Raw genomic sequence first — 8,364 nt, forward strand, 5'->3', positions numbered from 1 at the left:
TCGAAGACTGAATACGCTATAAAGGTAACGAAATAGAAAATAGCCATAGCACCGCTGACTAATACAGCGCTGAAATTCTCGTATTTCTTCTTGAGTACGGCTCCGGTTACAAATAGAGCAACCCCCGTTAGGTAACCCAAAACTAAGCGCATAGCAGGGCTGATAAGGTTGTGGTCGATAGAATATTTCACCCCTATAAATACCCCAATTAGGATAATACCAATCCCTATTTTGCTAAATAAATTCTCTCCGATAAAGCGCTCCCAATCTCGGTTTTTATTCTTTCCTAATAGGTCGTCGAATGATTTTTCAAACACAGGCTCTTTTTCCTTTTTGTTATAAAAAGAAGCGGTAGGAGTAGCTTCAGCTACAGGAGCAGTAGGCGCCTGAGCCTCTTCAGCTATAGGCTCGGCTACAGATTCTACTTCCTCAGTAATAGGTTCAGTAGCAACTTCTTCCTCAACAATAGGTTGTTCAGCAGTAACCTCTTCAACAATAGGTTGTTCAGTAGTAATTTCCTCAACAATAGGTTGTTCAGCAGTAACTTCCTCAACAATAGGTTCAGCAGTAACTTCCTCAACAATAGGTTGTTCAGCAGCAGCCTCTTCAACAATAGGTTCAACTACGGTTTCTGAAGCAGTAGGCATTGTAGCCATTTCAGCTTTCATTTTCCATATAGTTTCTTTGATGCCTTTTACTTCTTTGATAAAGTCGTATTGTCTATCTACTACGTTATCTACTTTGTCGATTAAGGTATCTAAATCTTTATCTATGCGCATAGGTTTCTTGATTGAAGCGGAATGTTCGCTTTCGATTTCAGAGTACAAAAGTAATAAATAATTTTTAGAAAACAAATAAAAGAAGAAGAAAAATCTTTTATACCTATCTTCCTTTTACTTTTGATATACGTACCCTTTAGGACGAGCGAAAGACGAGCGAAAGACGAGCGAAGGATAAGCGAACTCTAGCCCCTGCTATTAAACTAAATAATTTGCTAATTGATAAATAATTTATACCTTTGCCCCATTATTAATTCACTAACAAATGGATTTAACAGCCTACCACTATGTCTCGCTATTTCGCGAGAACATTCAGAAGTACCCTAAGAAAGAGGCTCTTATGAGGAAAATTGATGCTCATTGGCAACCGATTTCTTGGGAAAAATTGGGCACCATCACTACTCAGCTTTCTAAGGCATTGCTACAGCAAGGGGTTGCCCCACAGCAAACGGTGGGTATCCTCTCTCAGAATACCCCCCAATGGACGCTTACCGACCTTGCGTGTTTGCAAATACGCGCCGTAACCGTACCTATCTACACTTCTAACACTGCTGAACAAGCCCTCTACGTGATGAATCACGCTGAGATAAAATTCCTTTTCGTAGGAGATGAAAAACAATATCTGAAGGCTTTAGAAGTAGCCGACCAATGCCTTTCTCTACAGAAAATAATCCTTTTTGACGACCATATACAGCTAAAAGAACAAAAATACTCTATCCACTGGACGGACTTTTTGGCGTTTGGCAATAATAATGCGTTAGATGAGGAGTTACAACAGCGCATAGATAGTAGAGATTTATCTGACCTTTTTACGGTTATCTACACTTCGGGTACTACGGGCGAGCCTAAGGGGGTGATGCTCACTTACGAAAATCTGGCTTATCAGATGCTCGGTCACTCGCAAAGGCTTGAGGTAGATGACACCGATTCTTCGTTGTCGTTCTTGCCGCTAACGCACGTATATGAGCGCGCTTGGACGTCCTTCTGTCTTTACAAAGCGATTGTGGTTTATTATTTAGAAGATACTAATTTGGTGCGCGAAGCCCTTGCTGAGGTGCGTCCTACGCTGATGTGTGCTGTGCCGCGCTTTTATGAGAAAATATTCGCTACCGTGCATGATAAGGCTGATGCTTCGTCCTTTGCAAAGCGAATGCTCTTCAAATTGGCGGTTAAAACAGGTCGCAGGGTATTAACCCTCAAAGAGCAAAACCGCAAACCATCATTTTTATTGAAAAAGGCGTATAACTTTTTTGATAAAATGGTCTATACCAAGCTTAAAGCGGTTTTGGGTGGACGTATTAAGTTTATGCCTTGTGGGGGTGCTAATCTTGAGCCGAGTATAGGGCGTTTTTTCCAATCGATAGGCATCAATGTCAAATTGGGCTACGGAATGACCGAAACTACGGCTACTGTATCTTGTTGGGGTGATAATCGTTTCAATTTACAGTCAGTAGGTACACTAATGCCCAATGTGCAAGTGCGCATAGGCGAGGATAATGAGATATTAGTAAAAGGAGGTATGGTGATGAAGGGGTATTATAAGAACCCTGAAGAAACGGCTAAGGCTTTTACTCCTGATGGCTTTTTGCGTACGGGTGATGCAGGTAAAATAGACGAGAATAATAATCTTTTTATCACTGAGCGCATTAAAGAGTTGATGAAGACTTCTAACGGAAAATATATAGCCCCTCAGCTGATAGAAGGCAAAGTGGGCAAGTATAACCTTATTGAGCAAATAGCGGTGATAGCCGATGGTAAGAAGTTTGTATCAGCTTTGATAGTGCCTAATTATGAGATACTTACTCAGGCATTCAAAGACCTCAATATCAAGTATAAAAACACAGCAGACCTCATTAAGCACAGTCAGGTGATAGAATATATAGGCAAGCAGTTGCAGAAGTTCCAAAGTGATTTACCTGATTATGAGCAGATAAAAAAATTCACCCTGCTACCTACTGCTTTTTCTATTGAGCGCAATGAGATTACTCCTACGCTTAAGCTTCGTCGCAAGGTGATTTATGCTAATTATAGTCGTGAGATAGAAGCGATGTATCGCTAATTGGCTATTTGCCTAATTGCCAATTAGGGGCTGCTTCAATACTGATGACTTCTTTCTTCACGGGGTGCTCGAAAGTGAGCTTATAGGCGTGCAAACAGATGCCCCCGTCGGGGTTAGAGCGTTTAGCACCGTATTTTAGGTCGCCTTTTATGTGCAATCCTATAGCGGCTAATTGCGCTCTTATCTGGTGATGTCTACCTGTGATAAGGTCTATTTCTAATAGGTGATAATGGTCAAAAGACTTCAATAATTTATAGTGCAGTACGGCTTTTTTGCTGTGCTGCACTTCTTTATTATGTGCTACTGATTTGTTTTGTTTTTCATTGCGGACTAACCAGTGGGTAAGAGTGCCTTCAGTAGCAGGGGGCATTGCATCTACTAATGCCCAATAGGTTTTTTGTACCTGTGCTTTATCGGCAAACATAGCATTTAGCCTACTGAGGGCTTTGGAGGTTTTAGCAAAAAGAACTACCCCAGTGGTAGGACGATCTAACCGATGTACTACACCGAGGTATGCTTCGCCAGGCTTGTTGTATTTCTTTTTTAAGTAAGCCTTTAGGTGTTCGCTAAGGGGGATGTCGCCGGTTTTGTCGCCCTGTACGATGTCACCCACGCGCTTGTTTATGCCTATTACGTGATTGTCTTCGTATAGCACGTCTACGTTTTCGGCGTTTGTGATAAGTTTCATAATGTCGTTTATTTCTAAAGTAAAAGAAGCGCATTCCGTCATAGAAGAGCCCTAATAATAAGATAGCAACGGAGAGTAGTAAAGTGTAGAGTTGCCATTGTTGGGCTATGTAGAAATAGCCTGCGCAGAAGCCTCCTAAGAAGAAAAAGGTAATGATAAATAGCCGTAGCCGTATGCGGTTACGTAGTTCTATCAAATATGTTTCATAGTGATTTTTGTGAAGGTAAAGCAGTTGCGATAGTTCGATACCAAGGTCGGTGAAGAGTCCTGTTAGGTGAGTGGTACGCACTACCGAATTAGATATTTTGGTAACGAAGGCATTTTGCAATCCCATAGCAAAGAGCAATATACAAGCAGTTATATTTTGGGGTATACCACCTGTTGAGAAAGTATTTAACCCCCATACCGATAATAACAAAAAGCATTCTAATAGGGTAGGGGCGAGGTATTTATTGTGTTTGCGGTGATAATTAGCATACTCTATCAGTAGTCCAGAGCAGAAAGAACCAGCTAAGAAAGCAAAGATATAAAGGAAGTAGATAAGCCCTTTCCAAAACTCGGCTACAGATACATCGTAGATGAAGTAAGCAAAATGCCCAGTAACATTGGTGGTGAGTTTACCCATAAACAAAAAGCCGGTAACGTTCACCATTCCTGCAACGAATGAGAGCACTACGGCTATTTGTAAATTATGTTTGGCAGTCCGACTTTTCCCTTGATGTCTAAACATTTTTCTGCATTCTAATAACTTTCGTTTTCATTAGGAAAGTCAACGCTTTTAACATCAGCTATATAGTGGGTTACTGCTTCGTTGATAACTTCTTGTAGGTTAGCATATTTGCGCAAAAACTTAGGGTGAAACTCATTGCTCATTCCCAGCATATCGTGCATTACTAATACTTGTCCATCAACACCATTCCCAGCCCCGATACCTATGATAGGTATGCGTACGCTCTTAGCTACCTCTTCAGCCAAAGCAGCAGGTATTTTCTCTAATACTATTGCAAAACAACCTAACTGTTCTAATAGTTTAGCATCTTCTTTTAGTTTTTGAGCTTCAGCTTCTTCTTTTGCGCGCAGACCAAAACCACCAAATTGGTGTATGGATTGCGGAGTGAGTCCTAAGTGTCCCATTACGGGTATGCCAGCATTTACTATTCGTCTGATGCTCTCTGCTTCCTCTTTACCCCCTTCTAATTTGATAGCGTGAGCTCCACTTTCTTTCATTATGCGAGTAGCTGAACGCAATGCTTTCTTAGGGTCAGACTGATAAGTACCAAAAGGCAAATCTACTACTACCAAAGCACGTGTAACGCCTCTTATCACAGAAGAAGCGTGATAAATCATCTGGTCTAAGGTAATAGGTAGGGTAGTTTCGTGTCCTGCCATTACGTTGCTGGCAGAGTCGCCTACTAATAGTACATCAATCCCTGCACTGTCTAATAATTTAGCAAAAGTATAATCGTAGGCAGTAAGCATTGATATCTTCTCGCCATTGGCTTTCATTTCTACTACCGATTTGGTAGTTACGCGTTTGTATTCTTTTCTAACAGCTGACATTTTCTTATGTTTTTATAAAATTAATTACACTCTCTTATCTTCTCTATGATAAGTTCATAATGGTTATAATGCTTTACAAAATCGAGGTCAGTAACATCGATGATAAGTGAGTTGATAGCGGTATTTTTCTGTATGAAATCTAAATATCCGTAATGTATTTTCTTCAGATAATCAGGCGATATATTCTGTTCATACGCTCTCCCGCGCTTTTTGATGTTCTCAATCAGGCGGTCAGTATTCTGGTATAAGAATACGTACAAATCAGGCTTGATAATTTGGTTGTAGAGTAGGTAGAAGAGCTTTCGGTATAGTACAAACTCATCTTCGCTAAGGGTAACTTTAGAAAAGATAAGCGATTTAAATATATCGTAATCTGATACTACAAACTCCTTAAACAAATCCATTTGGGCAAGCTGCTCACGCATTTGTTGGTAGCGCTCTGTCAAGAACGACATTTCTAAGGTAAAACCGTATTGTTTAGGATTTTCGTAGAATTTAGGCAAGAAAGGATTATCAGAAAACTGCTCTAAGATGAGTTTTGCATTAAAGTCTTCAGCTATCTTAGTTGCCAATGTAGTCTTCCCAGAGCCTATATTACCTTCTATAGCTATGTATTTATAGTTCAGAAAAGGTGATTTCTGTGCAGGGAATGTCAGTTGGTCAGAGAGGCGTTGCACAGGCGATGGGTCATCGGTAGTGCGTAGCAGTTCGCCTATTGTTTTCTGTAGTATAGGGTGTACTTTCTGTTCATCGAGGGCTGCTAAAGGGCGCAGTACAAACTTGCGTCTGTGTAGCAGAGGGTGTGGTATTGTCAGTAGTTCACTATTGATAACTTCATCGTCATAAAACAGTATATCAAGGTCGATAGTGCGCGATTGATACCCCTTTTGGTTGGGTACACGCTCTCTTCCTAACTCGTGTTCTATCTGTAGTAATTGCGATAATACTTCCTCTGGCGACAGAAAAGACTTACATAACAAACAAGTATTTAGGAATGCCTCACCTGCAAAACCCCACGAAGGTGTTTCGTAAATAGGGGCAATATCAACGATAGTACCCACCCGCATGGCAATCCCTTCAATAGCCTGTTGCAAGTATGCTTTCCGGTTCCCCAGATTGCTCCCCAATGATATGTATATATCGTGATTCAAAAAACTAACTCTTCAAATATTTCTCTACATTTTCATAGATACGCCCTTCTATATCAGTAGTATCACCTGGTATAAACTTCTCGCCCATTATATTCTCGTAGAGTTCTATATAGCGGTCTGAAACCGATTGCACATAAGCATCACTCATTTCAGGCACTTTTTGTCCTTTTTCACCTTGGAAGCCTTGCGAGATAAGCCATTGGCGTACAAATTCTTTCGATAGTTGTATTTGAGGTTCTCCTTTTTCTTGGCGTTCGTCATATCCTTCTTTGTAGAAGTAGCGAGAAGAATCCGGAGTGTGAATTTCGTCTATAAGCACTATTTCGCCATCGCGTGTCTTGCCAAATTCGTATTTAGTATCTACTAATATAAGTCCGTGTTTTGAGGCTATTTCGCTGCCACGAGCAAAAAGAGCATAAGTGTATTTCTCCATTAGGCGATAGTCTTCTTCACTTACGATACCTCTTCTGATAATCTCTTCGCGCGATATATCTTCATCGTGTAGTCCTTGTTCTGCCTTAGTAGCAGGGGTGATGATAGGATGCTGAGGAAAAATATCAAACTCTCTCAATCCTTCAGGTAGTGCTACCCCCGAAAGCATACGCTTACCGTTTTTGTACAGACGAGCAGCGTGTCCGGCCAAGTAGCCACGTATTACCATTTCTACTTTTAAGGGTTCGCATACCTGCCCTATAGATACGTTAGGGTCGGGCGAGGCAGTTAGCCAGTTGGGTACTATATCTTCAGTTTGCTCTAAGAAGCGTACAGCCATTTGGTTGAGTATTTGTCCTTTGTAGGGTATCCCTTTAGGAAGGATAACGTCAAAAGCTGAAATACGGTCGGTAGCAATCATTATGAGGGTATCATCTTTCAGCTGATACACATCGCGTACTTTCCCTCTGTATACTGATTTTTGTTTGGGAAATTTAAAGTTAGTTTTTGTTATGGTATTCATCATTCTAAAAATTTAGATAATATTCATTCTCGCGGCAAAAGTACAAAATAATTGTCAATTAGCAACAAACATTTGTCATTTGTCATTAGCTAAGGCGCTACCTGTATAGCTTTCTTTGCATTTGGCTATCTCTTCGGGGGTGCCTTTTGCTATTATAGAACCTCCTTTTTCGCCTCCTTCTAAGCCTAAATCTATTACGTAGTCGGCACATTTTATCATCTCTAAGTTGTGCTCAATCACTATCACCGAATGCCCTTTTTCTATTAGTGCTTGTAGCGAGTCTAAGAGCTTGCGTATATCGTGAAAATGCAAGCCAGTAGTGGGTTCGTCAAAGATAAAAAGCACCTTTTCTTTGCTCTCTGATTTTGATAAAAACGAGGCTAATTTAATGCGTTGCGCTTCCCCACCCGATAGGGTAGAAGATGATTGCCCTAAGGTTACGTACCCCAAGCCTACATCTTGTAGAGGTTTGAGTTTTTCTGCTATTTTTGTTTGCTTATGAGCGGCAAAGAAAGCCACGGCATCGTCAATAGTAGTGTTCAGTAGGTCATCTATGTTTTTCCCTTCGTAAGTTATTTCTAACACTTCTTTTTTGAAACGCTTGCCGCCACAGGCTTCGCAGGTTAGGTGCACATCTGCCATAAACTGCATTTCTATGGTCACCTCTCCTTCGCCTTTGCACACCTCGCAGCGTCCTCCATCTACGTTGAAAGAAAAATGCTTAGCCGAAAAGTTACGCATCTTAGCCAATTTTTGGTTGGCGTAGAGGTTGCGAATGTCGTCATATACTTTTAGGTAGGTGATAGGGTTAGAGCGACTCGATTTGCCTATAGGGTTTTGGTCTACAAACTCCACGCTTTGCAACTGTTTATATTTGCCTTCTATGCGGGTGAATTGCCCTATCTTTTCGTTGCTGGCATTTAACTCTTTTTGCATAGCAGGATAGAGCAGCTTCTTTATCAAGGTCGATTTGCCACTACCCGATACCCCTGTTACTACGGTCAGCATATCCAGCGGAAAACTCACATCTATATTCTTCAAGTTATTCTCGCGACAACCGATTAAACTGATGTAGTGGGGCGAGGTGCGCCTTTTCTTAGGCGGTTCAATGCTTAAGCGTCCGCTGAGGTATTTTCCTGTTAGAGTATCAGCTTTTAGCAGTTGTTCATAAG

The 8,364-nt window shown here is 41.0% G+C and carries 8 protein-coding genes; 1 reads left to right on the forward strand and 7 read right to left on the reverse strand.

Annotation, left to right across the window (positions count from 1 at the left end):
• Positions 1-779: DUF2339 domain-containing protein (locus HMPREF9074_RS01200; RefSeq protein WP_156961096.1), on the reverse strand; the 779-nt coding region annotated here is incomplete at its 3' end.
• A gap of 265 nt (positions 780-1,044) precedes the next feature.
• Between HMPREF9074_RS01200 and HMPREF9074_RS01205 the strand changes: the two genes are divergently transcribed.
• Positions 1,045-2,838 carry an AMP-dependent synthetase/ligase gene (locus HMPREF9074_RS01205; RefSeq protein WP_009388563.1) on the forward strand — a complete coding sequence of 598 codons (1,794 nt, stop codon included), beginning with the start codon at positions 1,045-1,047 and terminating at the stop codon, positions 2,836-2,838.
• Between the two features lie 4 nt (positions 2,839-2,842).
• On the opposite strand, the gene HMPREF9074_RS01210 is transcribed toward HMPREF9074_RS01205, so the two are convergent.
• The 6 genes from HMPREF9074_RS01210 to HMPREF9074_RS01235 form a co-directional block, all read right to left on the reverse strand.
• The gene (locus tag HMPREF9074_RS01210; RefSeq protein ID WP_034539390.1) at positions 2,843-3,526 is read right to left on the reverse strand and encodes an RluA family pseudouridine synthase; all 684 of its coding nucleotides are present in this window, start codon (positions 3,524-3,526) and stop codon (positions 2,843-2,845) included.
• The gene (locus tag HMPREF9074_RS01215) at positions 3,444-4,256 is read right to left on the reverse strand and encodes a YoaK family protein (RefSeq protein WP_009388561.1); all 813 of its coding nucleotides are present in this window, start codon (positions 4,254-4,256) and stop codon (positions 3,444-3,446) included. Before HMPREF9074_RS01215 ends, HMPREF9074_RS01210 begins: the two co-directional genes overlap by 83 nt.
• An 11-nt stretch (positions 4,257-4,267) precedes the next feature.
• Positions 4,268-5,086, reverse strand: a complete 819-nt coding sequence (gene panB, locus HMPREF9074_RS01220) for a 3-methyl-2-oxobutanoate hydroxymethyltransferase (RefSeq protein ID WP_009388560.1) — start codon at positions 5,084-5,086, stop codon at positions 4,268-4,270.
• Between the two features lie 20 nt (positions 5,087-5,106).
• Entirely contained in the window at positions 5,107-6,237 is a 1,131-nt protein-coding gene (gene folK / locus HMPREF9074_RS01225) for a 2-amino-4-hydroxy-6-hydroxymethyldihydropteridine diphosphokinase (protein WP_034539393.1), read from the reverse strand.
• Positions 6,238-6,241: 4 nt separating this feature from the next.
• Positions 6,242-7,192, reverse strand: coding sequence for a phosphoribosylaminoimidazolesuccinocarboxamide synthase (locus HMPREF9074_RS01230; RefSeq protein WP_034539395.1), 951 nt, complete (start codon positions 7,190-7,192; stop codon positions 6,242-6,244).
• Between the two features lie 75 nt (positions 7,193-7,267).
• A partial coding sequence (locus tag HMPREF9074_RS01235) for an ATP-binding cassette domain-containing protein (protein WP_034539398.1) occupies positions 7,268-8,364 on the reverse strand: 1,097 nt, incomplete at its 5' end.

The organism is Capnocytophaga sp. oral taxon 329 str. F0087 (assembly GCF_000213295.2).
GTDB lineage: Bacteria > Bacteroidota > Bacteroidia > Flavobacteriales > Flavobacteriaceae > Capnocytophaga > Capnocytophaga leadbetteri_A.

Bases quoted from the DNA above. Each gene is read 5' to 3' on its own strand.
- panB (WP_009388560.1), bottom strand. From the start codon at position 5,086: ATGTCAGCTGTTAGAAAAGAATACAAACGCGTAACTACCAAATCGGTA.
- HMPREF9074_RS01205 (WP_009388563.1), top strand. From the start codon at position 1,045: ATGGATTTAACAGCCTACCACTATGTCTCGCTATTTCGCGAGAACATT.
- HMPREF9074_RS01215 (WP_009388561.1), bottom strand. From the start codon at position 4,256: ATGTTTAGACATCAAGGGAAAAGTCGGACTGCCAAACATAATTTACAA.
- HMPREF9074_RS01210 (WP_034539390.1), bottom strand. From the start codon at position 3,526: ATGAAACTTATCACAAACGCCGAAAACGTAGACGTGCTATACGAAGAC.
- HMPREF9074_RS01230 (WP_034539395.1), bottom strand. From the start codon at position 7,192: ATGAATACCATAACAAAAACTAACTTTAAATTTCCCAAACAAAAATCA.